A 19,154-nucleotide genomic window follows, 5' to 3' on the forward strand; every position below is an offset into this window, starting at 1 on the left:
GTCCTAAGTATGTGGGTCGCCGCAGACCGTGTGAGCTGCCGGAAACCTGTTCTTAGCCTCGTGAACTAGATCACCATACATAACTCTTGTGACGGGAGTGGCGCAATGGCGGAATCGGTATTCACGGGGATCTCTTAGTGGTCCGCGCCTGGCCCTTACCTGGTCCGGACCGGGTGATCACCGGCGCGTTGGCGGCTCGTCGGCCGGGATCTGCGGGTCCGGTCCAGTCAGCAGGGCGCGCAGCTCATCCAGTTCATCGCGCAGGTATTCGCGGGTCACCACCTCGCCGATCGCCAGCCGCAGGGCGGCCAGCTCGCGCGACAGATATTCGGTGTCGGCCTTGGTCTGGGCGGCGCGGCGACGGTCCTCGTCGAGGGCAACCCGGTCCCGGTTCTCCTGCCGGTTCTGGGCCAGCAGGATCAGCGGTGCGGCGTAGGCGGCCTGGGTGGAGAAGGCCAGGTTCAGCAGGATGAACGGGTACGGGTCGAAGCGCAAACTCGCCGCGGCCAGGTTGATCGCGATCCACACCACCACAATGACGGTCTGGATCAGCAGGTAGCGGCCGGTGCCGAAGAAGCGCGCGATGGCCTCGGTGCTCTGCCCCACCGCCTCGGGGTCCAGCCGCAGTGAGAGCCCGCGCGATGTCCGCGGGGTGTAGAGCCGCCGTACCGGCGCCGACTTGCTCACGAGGCCCCCTCGGTTGCTTCGGAGCCGGGGACGGCCGCGGTCAGCTCTTGGGCGTGGGCGCGCCAGTCGTGCGGCAGCAGGTGGTCGAGCAGGTCGTCGACGGTGACCGCGCCCAGCAGGTGGCGTTGGTCGTCGACCACGGGCCCGCACACCAGGTTGTAGGCGGCGAAGTAGCGCGTCACGGAGGCCAGTGAGGTCTCCGGGGTCAGGGTGAGCAGATCACTGTCGACGATTCCGCCGACCAGCTCGCTCGGCGGTTCGCGGAGCAGTTTCTGCAGCGGGACGCAGCCCAGATACTTCCCGGTGGGTGTGGCGGTCGGTGGGCGCGTCACGAACACCATTGACGACAGCGCGGGGGTGAGGTCGGGATCGCGGACCAGGGCCAGCGCCTCGGCCACCGTGGTGTCGGCGGTCAGCACCACCGGATCCGACGTCATCAATCCACCCGCGGTGTCGGGCGAGTGTTTCAAAAGCCTGCGCACCGGGGCGGAGTCGTCGGGGTCCATCCGGGCCAGCAGCAGCTCGGCATCCGTCGGATTCAGCTCGCCGAGCAGGTCGGCGGCGTCGTCGGGGTCCATCTCCTCGAGCACATCGGCCGCGCGTTCGGTCCCCAGGTGCGACAGCGCGTCGGCCTGCTCCGACTCCGGCAACTCCTGCAGGATGTCGGCCAACCGCTCGTCGGTCAGCGCCTTGAACACCTCGGTGCGCCGTTTGACCGGGAGCCCGCGAATCGCGTCGGCCACGTCGACCGCGCGGCGTCCCTCGAACTGGTTGAGCAGTTGCGCCACCGCCTGGCCCGGCATCGCCAACGCCGACGGTGTCAATCCGTGCACGCTTTGCCAGTCGACGACGTGTGCCGGTCCACGCCGGCCGAGCCGACGCTGGCTTCGCACCGCGATCCTGGTCACCAGCCAGTCGCGGGTCCGGGACTGCTCGATGCCCAAATCGGTGATCACGACGTCGCGCCCGACCAATTCCGGCAGCTCGGGGTCGTTGACCGTGACGGGAGTGTCGAGGATCTGACCGATCGCCAGCACCTCGCCCGGACGCTGCTCGAAGTGGCGCAGGGACACGCTGCCGGTGTTCAGGGTGACGGCGTTGGGCTCGATCGCGGCGACGCGCAGAATCGGGATGAAGATGCTGCGGCGGGTGGCCAGATCCACCACCAGACCCAGCACCCGCGGTTGCTGGCGGACGATGCTGATGCTGATCACGACGTCGCGGATGCGGCCGAAGTTCTCGCCCATCGGTCCCAACACCAACATCCGCGCCAGCCGCGCCACGTACACCCTGTTGACCGATGCCATGGGAGAGAGCCTAGGCAGCCGGTCGCGCGATGGCAGCGAACCGGCTCTGGCGAGCCCTGCTAATGGGAGTGCACCGCGAAGATCATCACGATCAGAGCCACCACCAGGGTTGCGATGCCGATCACGATGCCCGCGACGGCCATGCCGTAACCGTCTTGGCGGGTCCGCTTGATCTGGTCGAGTGCGATCGTGCCCAGCACGATCGCCGCGATCCCGCCGACGCAGCAGAGCAAGCCGGTGAACGACGTGATCAGCGCCGCGATCGCCATCCCGTTGGTACCGGACCGGACGCCCTCGTGCGACCAGTAGTCGCCCGGATAATCCGGTGCCGGGTAATAGCCGCCGGGATACGGCGTGGGACCGTAGCTGGGTGGTGGTCCACCGAATTGCGGAGGTCCCGGCGGGTAGGGCGGGGCGCCGGGCGGCTGCTGGTAGCCGAACGGCGGGGTGAACCGCGGGTAATCGAGCGGGTAGCCGGGCGGCGGGTAGGGCGGGCTCGGATAGTCCGCTGGTGGCGGCGCGCCCGGGGGATTCCAGGGGGCTGCCCATCCCGGCTGGGCAGGCGGCTGCCCGCCGGCCGCGTGCGGATCGGCGGCGTCTTCTCCACTGGCACCGCCGGGAGCTGTCATGGTGTTCAACCTAGCTTGCAGGCTGCCTCGATAGGGTGGGAGGGCCGAGGTGAAACTACGGCCACGGCGTAGGAGAATGAGCTGCGATGACTAGTCCTTTCCAGCCTGGCCAAGTCCCTGGTTCGACGCCCACCGGCGCGGCCGCGGGCCGGCGCGGTGTGCCGCAGTTGCCGACTCCGCCAAAGGGCTGGCCGGTGGGCTCCTATCCCACCTATGCCGAGGCGCAGCGCGCCGTCGACTACCTGTCCGAGCAGCAGTTCCCGGTGCAGCAGGTGACGATCGTCGGCGTCGATCTGATGCAGGTCGAGCGGGTCACCGGCCGGCTTTCGTGGCCCAAGGTGCTCGGCGGCGGTGTGCTCAGCGGGGCCTGGCTCGGGCTGTTCATCGGGTTGGTGCTCGGGTTCTTCAGCCCCAACCCGTGGGGCGCGCTGGCGACCGGCTTGGTCGCCGGGGTGTTCTTCGGTTTGATCACGTCCGCTGTTCCGTACTCAATGGCCCGCGGCACAAGGGATTTCAGTTCGACGATGCAACTGGTTGCCGGCCGCTACGATGTACTCTGCGATCCGCAGAATGCCGAGCGCGCCCGGGATTTGCTTGCGCGACTGGCGATTTAATTTGCGGGTGAGTCGCCACGGGCGAGTGCGTCGGCTAAGCGCAGTTCTGCTGGCGATGCTGACCGTGTCAACGCTGCCCGCCTGCGGGTCCGGCCACGGCGGCCTGGTGGTCACCTTCTACACCCCGGCCGCCGACGGCGCGACGTTCGACGAGGTCGCGCGGCGCTGCAGCCAGGAGGCCGGCGGCCGGTACACCGTTTCACACATCAGCCTCCCCAGAGCCCCTGGCGCGCAACGGTTGCAGTACGCCCGGCGGCTGGCCGGTCACGACCGCACGATGGACGTGATGTCGCTGGACGTGATCTGGACCGCCGAGTTCGCCGAAGCGGGCTGGGCGCTGCCGCTGTCCGACGACCCGGCCGGTCGGGCCGAGGCCGACGCCACCGTCGACACGCTGCCCGGCCCGCTCGCAACGGCCCGCTGGAAACACCAGCTGTACGCCGCGCCCATCGCAACGAACACTCAATTGCTTTGGTATAGGCCAGATTTGGTGCAACAGCCACCGCTGGACTGGAACGGCATGGTCGCCGCGGCCACCCGACTGCACGCCGCCGGGTTACCCAGCTGGATCGCCGTGCAGGCCCACCAGGACGAGGGCCTGGTGGTGTGGTTCAACACGCTGCTGGTCAGCGCCGGCGGTCAGGTGCTTTCCGACGACGGCCGGCAGGTCACCCTGACCGACACTGCGGCACACCGGGCCGCCACCGTCAGTGCCCTGCGCATCCTCAAGACGGTGGCCACCGCGCCGGGAGCCGATCCGTCGATCAACCGCACCGACGCGAGCACGGCGAGGCTGGCGCTCGAACAGGGCGACGCCGCGCTGGAAGTCAACTGGCCCTACGTCATGGCGTCGATGCTGGAGAACGCGGTCAAGGGTGGCGTGAACTTCCTTCCGCTCAACCGGATTCCAGCGCTGACCGGCAGCATCAACCAGTTCGGCACTTTCGTGCCCACCGACGAGCAATTCCAGATCGCCTATCAGGCCAGCCAGAAGGTGTTCGGGTTCGCGCCCTACCCCGGTGTGGTGCCGGGCCGGCCGGCCAAGGTGACGATCGGCGGGCTGAACCTGGCGGTGGCCAGCACCACCCGGCACAAGGCCGAAGCCTTCGAGACGATCCGGTGCCTGCGCAATCTGGCGAACCAGAAGTACATCTCGATCCGTGGCGGACTGCCCGCGGTGCGGACATCGGTGTACTCCGACCCGCAATTCCAGACCAAATACCCGATGTACACGATCATTCGCCAGCAGCTGACCGACGCCGCGGTGCGCCCCGCGACGCCGGCCTACCAAGCGGTGTCCATTCGGCTGGCGGCGGCCCTGAGCCCGATCACCGACATCGACCCGGAGCGCACCGCCGATGAACTCGCGATCCAGGTGCGCAAGGCGATCGACGGCAAGGGGCTGTTGCCGTGAGTCGCCTGACCCGACTCTGGAACCGCCCACCCGAGCAGCGACTGGCCTTCATCCTCGTTGCGCCCGCGGCGACGCTGATGCTGGCGGTGACGGCCTACCCGATCGGTTACGCGATCTGGCTGAGCCTGCAGCACAACAATCTGGCCACCCCGAACGACACCCGATTCATCGGCTTGAGCAATTACCAGACGATCCTGACCGACCGGTATTGGTGGACGGCGCTGGCGGTGACGCTGGCCATCACGGTGGTGTCGGTGTCGCTCGAGTTCGTACTCGGCCTGGCGCTTGCGCTGGTGATGCATCACACCCTGATCGGCAGGGGCGTGGTTCGCACCGCGGTGCTGGTGCCCTACGGCATTGTGACGGTGGTCGCCGCCTACAGCTGGTACTACGCTTGGACGCCGGGCACCGGTTATCTGGCCGGCCTGCTTCCGCATGGCAGCGCGCCGCTCACCCAGCAGATCCCATCGCTGGGCATCGTCGTGATCGCCGAGGTCTGGAAGACGACGCCGTTCATGTCGCTGCTGCTGCTGGCCGGGCTGGCGCTGGTGCCAGAGGATTTGCTGAAGGCCGGTCAGGTCGACGGCGCCGGCGCCTGGCGGCGGCTGACCAGGATCATGCTGCCGATCATCAAGCCCGCGGTCGTGGTCGCCCTGTTGTTCCGGACCCTGGACGCCTTTCGTATCTTCGACAACATCTACGTACTGACCGAGGGCAACAACAACACCGGTTCGGTGTCGATCCTGGGCTACGACAACCTCTTTGAAGGCTTCGACGTCGGCCTGGGCTCGGCGATCAGCGTGCTGATCTTCGTCTGTGTGGGCATCATCGCGCTGATTTTCATCAAGCTGTTCGGCGCCGCTGCTCCGGGTGGTGACGTCGATGGGCGCTGAGTCGGCGGGCGCGCGGCGCACCGCGATGTGGGTCGTGATCAACACGGTGGTCGTGGTGTACGCGCTGGTGCCGGTGCTCTGGATTCTCAGCCTGTCCCTGAAGCCGACGTCGACTGTCCGGGACGGCAAGCTAATTCCGTCGTCGGTGACGCTGGAAAACTATCGCGGGATCTTCCGCGGCGACGTCTTCACCTCGGCGCTGATCAACTCGATCGGAATCGCGCTGATCGCCACCGCGATCGCGGTGGTGCTGGGCGCCATGGCGGCCTACGCGATCGCCCGGCTGAACTTTCCCGGCAAGCGGCTGCTGATCGGCTCGACCTTGCTGATCACCATGTTCCCGGCCATCTCGTTGGTCACGCCGCTGTTCGAAATCGAACGCTGGGTAGGGCTTTTCGACACCTGGCCCGGGCTGATTCTGCCCTACATCACCTTCGCGCTGCCGCTTTCCATCTACACCTTGTCGGCCTTCTTCCGCGAGATCCCCTGGGATCTGGAGAAAGCGGCCAAGATGGACGGGGCCACGCCGGGGCAGGCCTTCCGCAGGATCATCGTCCCGCTGACCGCGCCCGGGCTGGTGACCGCGGCGATCCTGGTGTTCATCTTCGCCTGGAACGACCTGCTGCTGGCACTGTCGCTGACCGCGACCAAGGCGGCGATCACCGCGCCGGTGGCGATCGCGAATTTTCCCGGCAGTTCCCAATTCGAGGAACCCACCGGATCGATCGCGGCCGGTGCGATCGTGATCACGGTGCCGATCATCGTGTTTGTTCTAATCTTCCAACGACGGATTGTCGCCGGGTTGACCTCAGGCGCCGTGAAGGGATAACGCGATGGCCGAGATCGTGCTGGAGCACGTCAACAAGAGTTACCCCGATGGGCACACCGCGGTGGCCGACCTGAACCTCACCATCGCCGACGGCGAATTCCTGATCCTGGTCGGCCCGTCCGGCTGTGGCAAGACCACCACGCTGAATATGATTGCCGGCCTTGAGGATATCTCGTCGGGTGAGCTGCGCATCGGAGGCGAACGCGTCAACGAGAAGGCGCCGAAGGACCGCGACATCGCGATGGTGTTCCAGTCCTACGCGCTGTATCCGCACATGACGGTTCGCCAAAACATCGCCTTCCCGCTGACCCTGGCGAAGATGAAGAAGGCCGACATCGCGCAGAAGGTCGAGGAAACAGCGAAAATCCTTGACCTGAGCGAACTTCTGGATCGTAAGCCCTCCCAACTGTCGGGTGGGCAACGGCAGCGCGTAGCGATGGGCCGGGCCATCGTGCGCCAGCCGAAGGCCTTCTTGATGGACGAGCCGCTGTCCAACCTCGACGCCAAGCTGCGAGTGCAGATGCGCGGCGAGATCGCCCGGCTGCAGCGCCGGCTGGGCACCACCACCGTGTACGTCACCCACGACCAGACCGAGGCGATGACGCTGGGGGATCGCGTGGTGGTGATGCACGGCGGTGTCGCCCAGCAGGTCGGCACCCCCGCGGAGCTCTACGAGCGCCCCGCGAATCTGTTCGTCGCGGGCTTCATCGGCTCACCGCCGATGAACTTCTTCCCCGCCACGCTGACATCGTCGGGGTTGACGCTGCCCTTCGGCGACGTGATGCTGGCTCCGGAAGTTCAGGACGTGATCGCCGGGCACCCGAAAGCAGACAACGTCATCGTCGGGGTGCGGCCCGAGCACCTGCTGGACGCCACGTTGATCGACGGCTACCAGCGCATCACGGCGACGACCTTCGAGGTGAAGGTCGACCTGGTCGAATCGCTGGGGGCCGACAAGTATGTGTACTTCACCACCACCGGATGCGACGTGCATTCGGCGCAGCTCGACGACTTGGCCGCCGAGTCGAAGGTCGTCGAAAACCAGTTCGTGGCACGGGTTCCCGCCGAGTCCAAGGCCGTCATCGGCCAGACGGTCGAATTGGCCTTCGACACCGCGAAACTCGTCGTGTTCGACGCCGATTCCGGTGCGAACCTGACCGTGCCGAGCACGTGACGCAGATTCTGGACCAGGTCCGGGCCCACCTGCGCGACCACTACGCGAAGACGGGTCAGTGGGGTGAGCCCGACTCGGCGAACGTGACCTTTCTGGGTGCCGAGCCCACCGAAGTGCTGCGGTTCCGCAAGCGGGCTGACGGGCCAGAAGAAATAGTGCAGTACGTGTCGCTGGGATGCTCGCGCCACCCGATGGGCGATCCAGGCGAAATCGTCGTCGACCCGCAGTGCGGCCCGCGCGCCGAGATCGTGCTCTGTCTGCGAGATCCGGGGCCGGCCACCGGAATTGCCCGCAGCCTGGCGATACTGGCGGCCGCACCGGCCGTCGACGGTGTGGTACTCGTCGCTGATGCGCTGATCGATCTTGGTTCGCCGCTGTGGGCATGGCCGTCGCGGCGGGTCCCCTTCACCGCTGTGCTGTTGGGCCGCAGCGACATTGCGGATCTGCCGCTGGACCCCCCGCGCGACCCGGTGACGTTTCTGGCGGCGACGCCGATCACCGCGACCGAGGCGGCGTGGGTGCGGCTCAAAGGTGCCGAGGCCATGCGGCAGGCATGGCAGAGCGACGGTGTCGACGTGCTGGATCCGAATCGCCGTGCGGCACAACCACACTGAGTCAGCACCCGATGGCGGACGGCCTGGCTACAGCCAGTTGTTGCGCCGGAATTGGAAGTACAGGACCAGGCAGGCCAACGTCATCAACCCCATGATCCCCGGGTAGCCGTACGTCCAGTCCAGCTCCGGCATGAAATGGAAGTTCATGCCGTAGATGGCGGCGACCATGGTGGGCACCGCCAAGATACCGGCCCAGGCCGCCATCTTGCGCATGTCGTTGTTCTGCTGCATGCCGACCCGGGCCAGCGCGGCCTGCACCAGCGAGTTGAGCATGTCGTCGTAGCTGGCGATCTGGTCGGCGGCCTCGGAGTGGTGATCGCCGACGTCGCGCAGATAGCGACGGACCTCTTTGGAGATCAGGTCCTTGTTCTCCACCTGGATTCGGTGGAAGGCCGCGGACAGCGGGTTGACGCAACGGCGAAGCTCAACGACTTCGCGCTTGAGCATGTAGATCGGTTCGATGTCGAGCTTGCGGCCCGGGGCGAAGGCCACCTCCTCGATGCTGTCGATGTCGCTCTCCATCAATTGGGTCACCTCGAGGTAGTGATCCACGACGTGGTCGGCGATCGCGTGCATCACCGCGAACGGGCCCAGCCGCAGCTGTTCGCCGTCGGCTTCCATGGCCTTGCGCACGTCGGCCAGTCCGCTGTGTTCGCCGTGGCGGACCGTGACCACGAAATCCTTGCCGACGAAGACCATCACCTCGCCGCTCTGCACGATCTCGCGCGCCAGCGCCACCGACTCGTGCGGGACATACTGGACCGTCTTGAGCACCAGCACCAGCGTGTCGTCGTAGCGCTCCAGCTTGGGCCGTTGGTGGGCGCAGACCGCGTCTTCGACGGCCAGGGCGTGCAACCCGAAAACGTAAGCCACTTCCTTCATCTGGGTCTGGTCGGGCTCGTACAAGCCGACCCAGACGAAGGCCTCATGCCCCAGCATCTCGATCTGGTGCACCTTGCTGCAGGCGGCCGTGTAGCTGAACTTGCCGGGCAGCCGTTGGCCCGCGACGTAGACGGCGCAGTCGACCAGGGCATCGCGCGGGGTGGGTGGCGCCTCGGGCTCCGGACGCGGCTCGTGCGCGATCGTGCGAAGCGCTTCGGGCAATGCGTCGAAACCCTCGAACACCGTAACCTCCTCACGCAGCGCAGGTCTGGCAGAGCGGTGCTCCATGCTACGCGTACTGGTAAAACACCGAATGAAAAGGCACGCCGGGAGATCGGTTGCCCGATGCGCCGCGGTGAATTCTGCGCGGCGTCGGACCGGAGATTTCCGGCAACCGGGGGTGCGCTAGTTTCGACCGGAAGCCAAACGACCGAACTTTCTCCAAAAGGAGCCAACGACGTGAGCGCAACTCCTCTGAAGGTCGCCGTCACCGGCGCTGCCGGCCAGATCGGCTACAGCCTGTTGTTCCGCCTGGCCAGCGGCTCCCTGCTGGGGCCCGACCGCCCGATCGAACTGCGGCTGCTCGAGATCGAGCCCGCGCTCAAGGCACTCGAGGGCGTCGTGATGGAACTCGACGACTGCGCGTTCCCGTTGCTGTCCGGCGTCGAGATCGGCGCCGACGCCAACAAGATCTTCGACGGCGTGAACCTGGCGCTGCTGGTCGGCGCGCGGCCGCGCGGCCCGGGCATGGAGCGCAGCGACCTGCTGGAAGCCAACGGCGCGATCTTCACCGCGCAGGGCAAGGCGCTGAACTCGGTTGCCGCCGACGACATCCGCATCGGCGTGACCGGTAACCCGGCCAACACCAACGCGCTGATCGCGCTCAGCAACGCCCCCGACATCCCCAAGGAGCGGTTCTCCGCGCTGACCCGGCTGGACCACAACCGGGCGATCTCGCAGCTGGCCAAGAAGACCGGTGCCGCGGTCACCGACATCAAGAAGGTGACCATCTGGGGCAACCACTCGGCCACCCAGTACCCGGACATCTTCCACGCCGAGGTCGGCGGCAAGAACGCCGCCGAGGTCGTGGGCGATCAGAACTGGATCGAGAACGACTTCATCCCGACCGTCGCCAAGCGTGGTGCGGCGATCATCGATGCGCGCGGCGCCTCCTCGGCCGCCTCGGCCGCCTCGGCCACCGTCGACGCCGCCCGCTCCTGGCTGCTGGGCAGCCCGGACGGCGACTGGGTGTCGATGGCGGTGTACTCCGACGGCTCCTACGGCGTGCCCGAGGGCATCGTGTCGTCGTTCCCGGTGACCACCAAGGACGGCGACTGGTCCATCGTCCAGGGGCTGGAGATCGACGAGTTCTCCCGCGGCCGCATCGACAGGACCACCGCCGAGTTGGTCGACGAGCGGGCGGCGGTCACCGAGCTGAAGCTGATCTGAAGGGCTCCGACACAGTCGATTAGGGCTACTAATGAGTAGTCAGTACCCTGGGCGCGTGTCCGAAATCGTGCCGTCACAGATCGACATCGGGGACGACGAGATCTTCGACGCCCACGTAGGTGGGAAGCTTTCGGTCGAGATGAAGGCCCCGCTGGACACGCAGCGCGCATTGTCGATCGCCTACACGCCGGGCGTCGCACAGGTCAGTCGGGCGATCGCCGCCGACCACACCCTGGCCGATCGCTACACGTGGGCGAACCGGCTGGTGGCCGTCGTCAGCGACGGCAGCGCGGTGCTCGGTCTCGGCGACATCGGACCGGCGGCGGCGCTGCCGGTGATGGAGGGCAAGAGCGCGCTGTTCAAGCAGTTCGCCGATCTGGACGCGATCCCGATCGTGTTGGACACCAAGGATCCCGACGAGATCGTCGAAACCCTGGTGCGGCTGCGGCCGACGTTCGGTGCGGTCAACCTCGAGGACATCTCGGCGCCGCGCTGCTTCGAGATCGAACGACGCGCCATCGAGGCGCTGGACTGCCCGGTGATGCATGACGACCAGCACGGCACCGCGATCGTCGTGCTGGCCGCGTTGATGGGCGCTGCCAAGTTGCTCGGCCGGGACATGGGCTCGATGCGGGTGGTGGTCTCGGGTGCCGGGGCAGCAGGCGTCGCGTGCTCGAAACTCCTTCTCGCCATGGGGGTTTCGGATGTCACCGTGCTCGACTCGCGCGGCATCCTGCACATCGGCCGCGACGACATGAACGTCGTCAAGACCGATCTGGCACGCAGCAGCAACCCCCGCGGTCTGGCCGGCGGCATGGTGGAAGCACTCAAGGAAGCCGACGTGTTTCTGGGGGTGTCGGCCGGCGTGGTGCCCGAGGAGCTCATCGCCACGATGGCCCCGGACTGCGTCGTGTTCGCGTTGTCGAATCCCGACCCGGAGATCCGTCCCGACATCGCGGCCAAGTACGCCGCCGTGGTGGCCACCGGCCGCAGCGACTTTCCGAACCAGATCAACAATGTGCTGGCGTTCCCCGGGGTGTTCCGCGGCGCGCTGGACGCCGGGGCCCGGCGAATCACTCAAAAGATGATGGTGGCCGCGGCCGAGGCGATCTTCGCCGTCGTGAGCGACGACCTCTCGGCCGACCGGATCGTGCCGAGCCCGCTGGAACCGGGTGTCGGCGAGGCGGTGGCGCAAGCCGTGGCGCAGGCGGCAGACTCCTCGGCGTGAGAATCGGCAAGCTGGCGGCGCTGCTGATCGCCGTCGTGCTCGCCGCCTCGCTCTGCGCCGGCTGTTCGGCCGGCCCCGGCGATCACCGCGATGTGTCTGCTCTGGTGGTCGGTTCCCGCAACGATCCGACGTCGAGGCTGCTGGCCGGCGTCTACCTCGCGGCGCTGCGGTCCTACGGTTTCGCCGCGGAAGTTCAGACCGCTGACGATCCGATGGCGCGACTGGACTCCGGCGCCTTCACCGTCACGCCCGCCTTCACCGGTCAGATGCTGCAGAGCTTGCAGCCCGGGGCCACGGCGATCTCCGACGCGCAGGTCTACCGCGCCATGGTGTCGGCGCTGCCGGAGGGCATCGCCGCGGGTGACTACACCACCGCCGCCGAGGACAAGCCGGTGCTGCTGGTGACCCAGCCGACCGCCAAGGCCTGGGGTGGGCAGGACCGCAGTGCGGATCTTTCCGTGCTGCCCAAGCACTGTGACGGGCTCATTGTCGGGATGGTGGCCGGTCGTCAGGCGCCGTCGGCGATCGGTAGCTGCCGGCTGCCCGCTCCTCGCGAATTCCCGGACGGCACAACGATGTTCGCGGCGATACTGGCCGGGCAGCTGACCACGGGATGGACCACCACCGCCGACCCCGCCATTCCGGGCGACCTCGTGTCACTGGCCGACGGCAAGCCGGCGCTGATCCGGGCGGAGAACGTGGTGCCGCTCTACCGCCGCAACGCGCTGACTGATCGGCAGGTGCTGGCGCTCAACGAAGTGGCGGGTGTGCTGGACACCGCGGCCCTGGCCGACATGCGCCGCCAGGTCGCCGACGGTGCCGACGCGTTGGCGGTGGCGGGCGCCTGGCTGGCCGAACACCCGTTGGGGCGCTGAGGATCTACCGCTTGCCGCTGGGCAGAATGCGGCGCGTGGCGGTCCCGAACAGCCGCTGGTATCCCGGGCCGGTGAGGCGCACCAGGGCATCGAGCACTTTGGCGTCCGTGCCGACCAGCACCCGGGGCTTGTTCTTGCGGACCGCGTCCAGGATCACCCGCGCGGCCGTCTCCGGGCTGGTCCTGGCCATCCGCTTGTCGAAGACCTTGGCCAGTTGGGCCGCGTCGATTCCTTCGGCCGCGGTGGCGTTGCGCGCGATCCCGGTCTTGATTCCGCCCGGGTGCACCGTGGTCACCTTAACCGGATGCCCGGCCACCCACATCTCCTGGCGCAGCGCCTCGGTGAACCCGCGCACCGCGAACTTTGCCGCGTTGTAGGCGGCCTGGCCCGGCACCGAGAACAACCCGAACACGCTGGAGACGTTGACGACGTGGCCGTCCCCGGACGCGATCAGGTGGGGCAGAAATGCCTTGGTGCCGTTGACAACTCCCCAGAAGTCGACGTCCATCACCCGTTCGATGTCCTTGAACTGGCTGACCTCGATGTCGCCGGTGAACGCGATGCCGGCGTTGTTGTAGATCTGGTTGACCTTGCCGAAGTGCTCGTTGACGGCGTCGGCGTAGGCCAGGAAGGCCTCGCGTTCGCTCACGTCGAGCCGATCGGAGCGCACCGGCGCGCCGATGGCCTTGAGCCGTTCCTCGGTCTGGGCCAGTCCCTCGGTGTTGACGTCACTGATCGCGACGCTGGCACCCGAGCGCGCCAGCTCGACGGCCAGCGCCTGGCCGATGCCTGAACCCGCGCCCGTGACCACCGCGATCTTGCCGGCGAACCCCTGCACGTGCACCCTCCCTCATGTCCACAATTGTCTCGAGATTACCGGTACCGGCGGTCCCGGGTAGTAACGGGTCAGCTCCTGCGCGCCAGCAACCCGCGCGCGAAGGTCGTCACCCGGCCCAGCAGGCCCGGCCCACCGAACAGCAGTTCGTGGTAGCGCGTACCGGCAACGCGCACCAGCAGGTCCGCGGATTTCGCGTCGGCGCCGATCAGCACCCGGGCCCTGTTCTTGCCCACCGCGGCCATGATGGTTTGAGCGGCCTGTTGCGGTGTGGTCTTGGCTACCTGCTGGTCGAAGTTCTCCAGCATCTCGTCGTGGTCGATGCCCATGCCCTCGGCGACGGCGGCGTTGGTGCCGAACGCGGTCTTGACACCGCCCGGGTGTACAACGGTCACCCCCACCGGGTGGCCGGCCACCGCCATCTCCTGGCGCAGCGCCTCGGTGAACCCGCGGACCGCGAACTTGGCCGAGACGTAGGCGACCTGACCGGGCAGCGCCATCACCCCGAGCACGCTGGAGATGTTGATGATGTGGCCGTCCCCGGACGCGATCACATGGGGGAGAAAGGCTTTGGTGCCATTGACGACACCCCAGAAGTCGACGTCCATCACCCGTTCGATGTCCTTGAAGTCGCTGAACTCGAGGGTGCCGATGTGGGTGAGGCCCGCGTTGTTGTAGATCTGGTTGACCTTGCCGAAGTGGTCGTTGACGGCGTCGGCGTAGGCCAGAAAAGCCTCGCGCTCGGTGACGTCCAGTTGGTCGGCCTTGACCGGCGCGCCGATCGCCTTCAGCTGCTCTTCGGTCTGGGCCAGTCCTTCGGTGTTGACGTCACTGATCGCAAGGCTGGCACCCGCGCGGCCGAGTTCGACGGCCAGCGCCTGACCGATGCCCGAACCCGCGCCGGTCACGACGGCGACCTTGCCGGCGAACTTCTGCATGTACACCCTTTCCCAAGTCCGCCCCATGCGTCGAGGTTAACTGGTGTCTGCGGAGGTCCAGCCGGTGACTGAAAAACTCAGCCGAATGCGGTGTCGAGTATCTCCTGTTGTTCGACCGCGTGCACCTTCGACGATCCCGACGACGGCGCCGACATCGCCCGGCGCGAGATGCGCTTGATGCCGGTCAGTTTGTCCGGCAGTAGCTCGGGCAGCTCCAGGCCGAACCGGGGCCAGGCCCCCTGGTTGGCCGGCTCTTCCTGAACCCAGAAGTACTCGCCGGCGTCGGGGTAGCGGTCCAGCGTTTCGCTCAGCCGCCGCTTCGGCAGCGGCGCAAGCTGCTCGATCCGCACAATCGCGATGTCGTCGCGGTTCTCCTTGGCCTTGCGTGCCGCCAGCTCGTAGTAGATCTTGCCGCTGGTCAGCAGGATCCGGCGGACCTTGCCGCGATCGCCGATGCCTTCTTCGTAGGTGGGTTCCTCGAGCACCGAGCGGAACTTGATCTCGGTGAAGTCCCGGATGTCGCTGACGGCCGCCTTGTTGCGCAGCATCGACTTCGGGGTGAATACGATCAGCGGGCGCTGAATCCCGTCCAGCGCGTGCCGGCGCAGCAGGTGGAAGTAGTTCGACGGCGTCGACGGCATCGCGATCGTCATCGAACCTTCGGCCCACAGCTGCAGGAAGCGCTCGATCCGGCCGGAGGTGTGGTCCGGACCCTGGCCTTCGTGGCCGTGCGGCAGCAGCAGCACCACGTTGGACAATTGGCCCCACTTGGCCTCACCGGAGCTGATGAACTCGTCGATGATCGACTGCGCGCCGTTGACGAAATCGCCGAACTGCCCCTCCCACAGCACCAGTGCGTCCGGGTTGCCCACGGTGTAGCCGTACTCGAAACCCACGGCGGCGTATTCGGACAACGGCGAGTCGTAGACCAGGAACTTGCCCCCGGTCGGGGTGCCGTCGGGGTTGGTCGCAAGTAGCTGCAGCGGCGTGAACTCCGCGCAGTTGTGGCGATCGATGATCACCGAGTGGCGCTGCGAGAAGGTGCCACGGCGGGTGTCCTGGCCGGACAGCCGGATCAGCTTGCCTTCTGCGACAAGGGATCCCAGCGCCAGCAGCTCGCCGAAGGCCCAGTCGATCTTGCCCTCGTAGGCCATCTCCCGGCGCTTCTCGAGCACCGGCTGCACGCGCGGGTGCACCGAGAATCCCTCCGGCGCGGCCAGAAACGCGTCGCCGATGCGGGCCAGCAGCGCCTTGTCCACCGCGGTGGCCAGCCCCGCGGGCACCGGCTGGTCGGCCTCCACCGATGCGCTCGGCTGCACGCCGTGCTTTTCCACCTCACGGACCTCGTTGAACACCTGCTCCAGTTGGCCCTGGTAGTCGCGCAGCGCGTCCTCGGCCTCCTTCATCGAGATGTCACCGCGGCCGATCAACGCTTCGGTGTAGCTCTTGCGGGCGCCGCGCTTGGTGTCGACGACGTCGTACATGTAGGGGTTGGTCATCGACGGGTCGTCGCCCTCGTTGTGGCCGCGACGGCGGTAGCACAACATGTCGATGATGACGTCCTTGTGGAACTTCTGGCGGAAGTCCACGGCCAGCCGCGCCACCCACACGCAGGCTTCCGGGTCGTCGCCGTTGACGTGGAAGATCGGCGCGCCAATCATTTTCGCCACGTCGGTGCAGTATTCGCTGGACCGGGAGAACTCCGGCGCGGTGGTGAAGCCGATCTGGTTGTTGACGATCACGTGGATCGTGCCACCGACGCGGTAGCCGGGCAGCAGTGCCAGGTTCAGCGTCTCGGCGACCACGCCCTGGCCGGCGAAGGCGGCGTCGCCGTGCAGCATCAGCGGCATCACCGAGAAGGCCCGTTCTTCTTCGCCGTCGACGTGCCCCAGTTCCAAAAGGTCCTGCTTGGCCCGAACCAGACCCTCGAGGACCGGGTCGACGGCCTCCAGGTGTGACGGGTTGGCGGTCAGCGACACCGCAATGTCGTTGTCGCCGAACATCTGCAGGTACACGCCGGTGGCACCGAGGTGGTACTTCACGTCACCGGAACCGTGCGCCTGCGACGGGTTGAGGTTGCCCTCGAACTCGCTGAAGATCTGCGAATAGGGCTTGCCGACGATGTTGGCCAGCACGTTGAGCCGGCCCCGGTGCGGCATGGCGATAACCACTTCGTCCAGGCTGTGCTCGGCGCACTGATCGATCACCGCGTCCATCAGCGGGATCTGGCTTTCGGCGCCTTCCAGCGAGAACCGCTTCTGCCCAACGTATTTGGTCTGCAGGAAGGTTTCGAAGGCCTCGGCCGCGTTGAGCTTGCTCAGAATGTACTTCTGTTCGCCCACCGTCGGTTTGACGTGCTTGGTCTCGACCCGCTCTTCCAGCCAGCGCTGCTGCTCGGGCTCGAGAATGTGGGTGTATTCCACGCCGATGTGGCGGCAGTAGGCATCGCGCAGCAGGCCGAGCACGTCGCGCAGCTTTTTGTACTCACAGCCGGCGAAGCCGTTGACTTTGAACACCCGGTCCAGATCCCACAGCGTCAGGCCGTGATTGAGGATTTCCAGGTCGGGGTGGCTGCGGAATCGGCTGGTGTCCAACCGCAGTGGGTCGATGTCGGCCATCAGATGCCCGCGATTGCGATATGCCGCAATCAATTCCATCACCCGGGCGTTCTTGTCGACGATCGAGTCCGGGTTGTCGGTGCTCCATCGCACCGGCAGGTACGGGTTGCCCAGCTCACGGAAGATGTCGTCCCAGAACGCATCCGAAAGCAGCATCTCGTGGATGGTGCGCAGGAAGTCACCCGATTCCGCACCCTGGATGATGCGGTGGTCGTAGGTCGAGGTGAGGGTGATCAGCTTGCCGATACCGAGTTCTGCGATGCGCTCCTCGCTGGCGCCCTGGAATTCGGCGGGATATTCCATCGCGCCCACACCGATGATGGCGCCCTGGCCGGCCATCAGTCGCGGCACCGAGTGCACGGTGCCGATGGTGCCCGGGTTGGTCAGCGAAATCGTCACTCCGGCAAAGTCTTCGGCGGTCAGCTTGCCGTCACGGGCGCGGCGCACGATGTCTTCGTAGGCGGAGACGAACTCCGCGAAGCGCATCGTCTCGCAGCCTCTGATGCCGGCCACCACCAGCGAACGCTTGCCGTCCTTGCCCTGCAGGTCGATGGCCAGACCGAGGTTGGTGTGCGCCGGGGTGACCGCGGTGGGCTTGCCGTCGACCTCGGCGTAGTGCCGGTTCATGTTGGGGAATTTCTTGACCGCCTGCACCAGCGCGTAGCCCAGCAGGTGGGTGAAGGAGATCTTGCCGCCGCGGGTGCGCTTGAGTTGGTTGTTGATGACGATCCGGTTGTCGATCATCAACTTCGCCGGGACGGCACGGACGCTGGTCGCCGTCGGCACATCCAGCGATGCGGACATGTTCTTGACGACGGCCGCGGCGGCGCCACGCAGCACCTGCACCTCGTCGCCTTCGGCCGGTGGGGGCGCGGCGGGCTTGGGCGGCGCGGGCGCGGCGGGCGCCGGGGTGGCGGCGCCGTTGCCGGCCGGGGTGGCGGCGGGCTGAGCCGCGGCGGCCGGCGGTTCGGCGACAGCGACCGGCTTGGGTGCCGCGGCGGGCTGCGCGTCAGCCGGGCTCGGCGCGTCCTGGGCCGCGGCGGCAGACTCCGGGTTGTAGTCCACCAGGAACTCGTGCCAGCTGGGATCCACCGACGTTGGGTCGTCGCGGAACTTGCGGTACATCTCCTCGACCAGCCATTCGTTTTGCCCGAATGGTGAACTGCTATTGCTCACGGTCGCTGTTCGCCTCAATTCCTTTGCTCTGCAAGCCCATTGCCCCGGCGCCTGCGACTCTGCGCACCTCGGTCGACGAGGTACCTCACACCCGCGGCGGACTGGTACGTTTCCGCCCCATAAAGGCTAACCCTTCGCTGCTGATTCGCCAGCGAGACCTTGGGAACCGGGGTCCTGGGGGCTACCGGCTCGCCTCGCGCACCGGCGGCAACACGTGCAAGGGGTTCGGCCAGCGGACCGGCGGCGGGCCGAGCGCGTGGCGGGCATTGCGGATGATCTTCTTGCCGATGATGCGATTGCCGCCGCCACCGACCACGGCGCCGATGCCGACGGGCAGCATTTTGCCGAACATCAACGCGCCGCGCCGCAACGCGTACCGCTTGACGAAGTACTTGAGCATGCGCGCGTTGAACCGGCCCAAGCTCGACAGCGGCAGCGAGGCCATGCCTTCGGCCAGCCACCCGCCGTTGGTGCGCGCCGGACCGATCAACTCGCCGATGGCCCGCTTGCTGTCGTCGCCGACCAGCACCGACAGCACCAGCGCGCGGCGCCGTTCGTAATGATCGGCCGGAATGCCGTAGACCAGGGCGGTCGACAGCACGAAGATGGCGGTCGCTTCCAGGAAGAACACGGTTTCACCGGCGCCCGCCGACATCGCCGTCAACGTCCCGACCCCGGGGAAGGTCGCCGCCGAACCGACCGCGGCACCGCTGGCCATCAGCGCGGTCAGGTAACGGTTTTCCAGCTTGGTGACGATCTCGGCCGGGCTCGCGTCGGGGTTCGCGCGCCGCAGCCGGGCCACCAGTGCTTCGGCGGCGGGGCCCTGGGCCCGCGAACTACGCTCGATGACCTGCGCCAATGCGCGCGTCGAAGCCTTCGGGCGGCCGGGGCGGCCGGACGGCACGTGCTCGGGCGGTGGGTCGGTTCGTCTCAGGGGCCAGGGCCCTGACCTTGTGCGTCGCGCGCTCATGGTGCCTCTCCTGCGAATGGCG

At 67.1% G+C, this 19,154-nt stretch carries 16 protein-coding genes and 1 pseudogene; 9 read left to right on the forward strand and 8 right to left on the reverse strand.

The genetic code is table 11. The features are described from left to right. Positions 1–177: 177 nt before the first annotated feature. The 3 genes and pseudogenes from AC5Y5O_RS19500 to AC5Y5O_RS19510 all read right to left on the reverse strand — a co-directional run bounded on the left by AC5Y5O_RS19500 (position 178) and on the right by AC5Y5O_RS19510 (position 2,623). Complete coding sequence (locus AC5Y5O_RS19500; RefSeq protein ID WP_096289655.1) at positions 178–687, reverse strand: DUF1003 domain-containing protein; 510 nt, start codon at positions 685–687, stop codon at positions 178–180. Next, positions 686–1,994, reverse strand: a pseudogene (locus AC5Y5O_RS19505) (magnesium transporter MgtE N-terminal domain-containing protein); the annotation flags it as partial. The gene AC5Y5O_RS19500 and the pseudogene AC5Y5O_RS19505, both read right to left, overlap by 2 nt. Positions 1,995–2,053: 59 nt before the next feature. Continuing rightward, positions 2,054–2,623: a DUF4190 domain-containing protein gene (locus tag AC5Y5O_RS19510; RefSeq protein WP_500026804.1), complete on the reverse strand. Its 570-nt coding sequence runs from the start codon at positions 2,621–2,623 to the stop codon at positions 2,054–2,056. Between the two features lie 86 nt (positions 2,624–2,709). Between AC5Y5O_RS19510 and AC5Y5O_RS19515 the strand changes: the two genes are divergently transcribed. The 6 genes from AC5Y5O_RS19515 to AC5Y5O_RS19540 are packed head-to-tail and all read left to right on the forward strand — an operon-like array spanning position 2,710 to position 8,161. Beyond that, positions 2,710–3,237: a YflT domain-containing protein gene (locus AC5Y5O_RS19515; RefSeq protein ID WP_096289652.1), complete on the forward strand. Its 528-nt coding sequence runs from the start codon at positions 2,710–2,712 to the stop codon at positions 3,235–3,237. 55 nt (positions 3,238–3,292) lie between these two features. Beyond that, complete coding sequence (locus AC5Y5O_RS19520) at positions 3,293–4,651, forward strand: extracellular solute-binding protein (RefSeq protein ID WP_243394169.1); 1,359 nt, start codon at positions 3,293–3,295, stop codon at positions 4,649–4,651. Next, positions 4,648–5,544: a carbohydrate ABC transporter permease gene (locus AC5Y5O_RS19525; protein ID WP_096289650.1), complete on the forward strand. Its 897-nt coding sequence runs from the start codon at positions 4,648–4,650 to the stop codon at positions 5,542–5,544. The genes AC5Y5O_RS19520 and AC5Y5O_RS19525 overlap by 4 nt, the downstream gene beginning before the upstream one ends. After that, positions 5,534–6,373 carry a carbohydrate ABC transporter permease gene (locus tag AC5Y5O_RS19530; RefSeq protein WP_096289649.1) on the forward strand — a complete coding sequence of 280 codons (840 nt, stop codon included), beginning with the start codon at positions 5,534–5,536 and terminating at the stop codon, positions 6,371–6,373. Before AC5Y5O_RS19525 ends, AC5Y5O_RS19530 begins: the two co-directional genes overlap by 11 nt. Before the next feature lie 4 nt (positions 6,374–6,377). Then, positions 6,378–7,547: an ABC transporter ATP-binding protein gene (locus AC5Y5O_RS19535; protein WP_096289648.1), complete on the forward strand. Its 1,170-nt coding sequence runs from the start codon at positions 6,378–6,380 to the stop codon at positions 7,545–7,547. Further along, the gene (locus AC5Y5O_RS19540; RefSeq protein ID WP_096289647.1) at positions 7,544–8,161 is read left to right on the forward strand and encodes a suppressor of fused domain protein; all 618 of its coding nucleotides are present in this window, start codon (positions 7,544–7,546) and stop codon (positions 8,159–8,161) included. The genes AC5Y5O_RS19535 and AC5Y5O_RS19540 overlap by 4 nt, the downstream gene beginning before the upstream one ends. Positions 8,162–8,188: 27 nt before the next feature. On the opposite strand, the gene corA is transcribed toward AC5Y5O_RS19540, so the two are convergent. Continuing rightward, the gene (gene corA, locus AC5Y5O_RS19545; RefSeq protein WP_500026813.1) at positions 8,189–9,286 is read right to left on the reverse strand and encodes a magnesium/cobalt transporter CorA; all 1,098 of its coding nucleotides are present in this window, start codon (positions 9,284–9,286) and stop codon (positions 8,189–8,191) included. A gap of 216 nt (positions 9,287–9,502) precedes the next feature. Between corA and AC5Y5O_RS19550 the strand changes: the two genes are divergently transcribed. The 3 genes from AC5Y5O_RS19550 to AC5Y5O_RS19560 are packed head-to-tail and all read left to right on the forward strand — an operon-like array spanning position 9,503 to position 12,595. Next, entirely contained in the window at positions 9,503–10,492 is a 990-nt protein-coding gene (locus tag AC5Y5O_RS19550) for a malate dehydrogenase (RefSeq protein WP_500026817.1), read from the forward strand. A gap of 55 nt (positions 10,493–10,547) precedes the next feature. Continuing rightward, positions 10,548–11,720 carry an NAD(P)-dependent malic enzyme gene (locus AC5Y5O_RS19555; RefSeq protein ID WP_500026821.1) on the forward strand — a complete coding sequence of 391 codons (1,173 nt, stop codon included), beginning with the start codon at positions 10,548–10,550 and terminating at the stop codon, positions 11,718–11,720. Next, a complete protein-coding gene (locus AC5Y5O_RS19560; RefSeq protein ID WP_500026826.1) occupies positions 11,717–12,595 on the forward strand; it encodes a glycine betaine ABC transporter substrate-binding protein in 879 nt (292 codons plus the stop codon). Before AC5Y5O_RS19555 ends, AC5Y5O_RS19560 begins: the two co-directional genes overlap by 4 nt. A gap of 4 nt (positions 12,596–12,599) precedes the next feature. Here AC5Y5O_RS19560 and AC5Y5O_RS19565 read toward each other — a convergent pair whose 3' ends face one another. From AC5Y5O_RS19565 to AC5Y5O_RS19580, 4 genes are all read right to left on the reverse strand, one after another. Further along, positions 12,600–13,433, reverse strand: coding sequence for an SDR family NAD(P)-dependent oxidoreductase (locus tag AC5Y5O_RS19565; RefSeq protein WP_096289642.1), 834 nt, complete (start codon positions 13,431–13,433; stop codon positions 12,600–12,602). 68 nt (positions 13,434–13,501) lie between these two features. Beyond that, the gene (locus tag AC5Y5O_RS19570; protein WP_096291309.1) at positions 13,502–14,368 is read right to left on the reverse strand and encodes an SDR family NAD(P)-dependent oxidoreductase; all 867 of its coding nucleotides are present in this window, start codon (positions 14,366–14,368) and stop codon (positions 13,502–13,504) included. A gap of 77 nt (positions 14,369–14,445) precedes the next feature. After that, positions 14,446–18,162 (reverse strand): multifunctional oxoglutarate decarboxylase/oxoglutarate dehydrogenase thiamine pyrophosphate-binding subunit/dihydrolipoyllysine-residue succinyltransferase subunit, encoded by a 3,717-nt coding sequence (locus AC5Y5O_RS19575; RefSeq protein WP_500026835.1) that lies wholly within the window; start codon positions 18,160–18,162, stop codon positions 14,446–14,448. A 181-nt stretch (positions 18,163–18,343) separates the two neighbouring features. After that, positions 18,344–19,132: a hypothetical protein gene (locus AC5Y5O_RS19580; protein WP_500026838.1), complete on the reverse strand. Its 789-nt coding sequence runs from the start codon at positions 19,130–19,132 to the stop codon at positions 18,344–18,346. Between the last annotated feature and the right edge of the window lie 22 nt (positions 19,133–19,154).

Source organism: Mycobacterium sp. NGS40, from assembly GCF_059812735.1.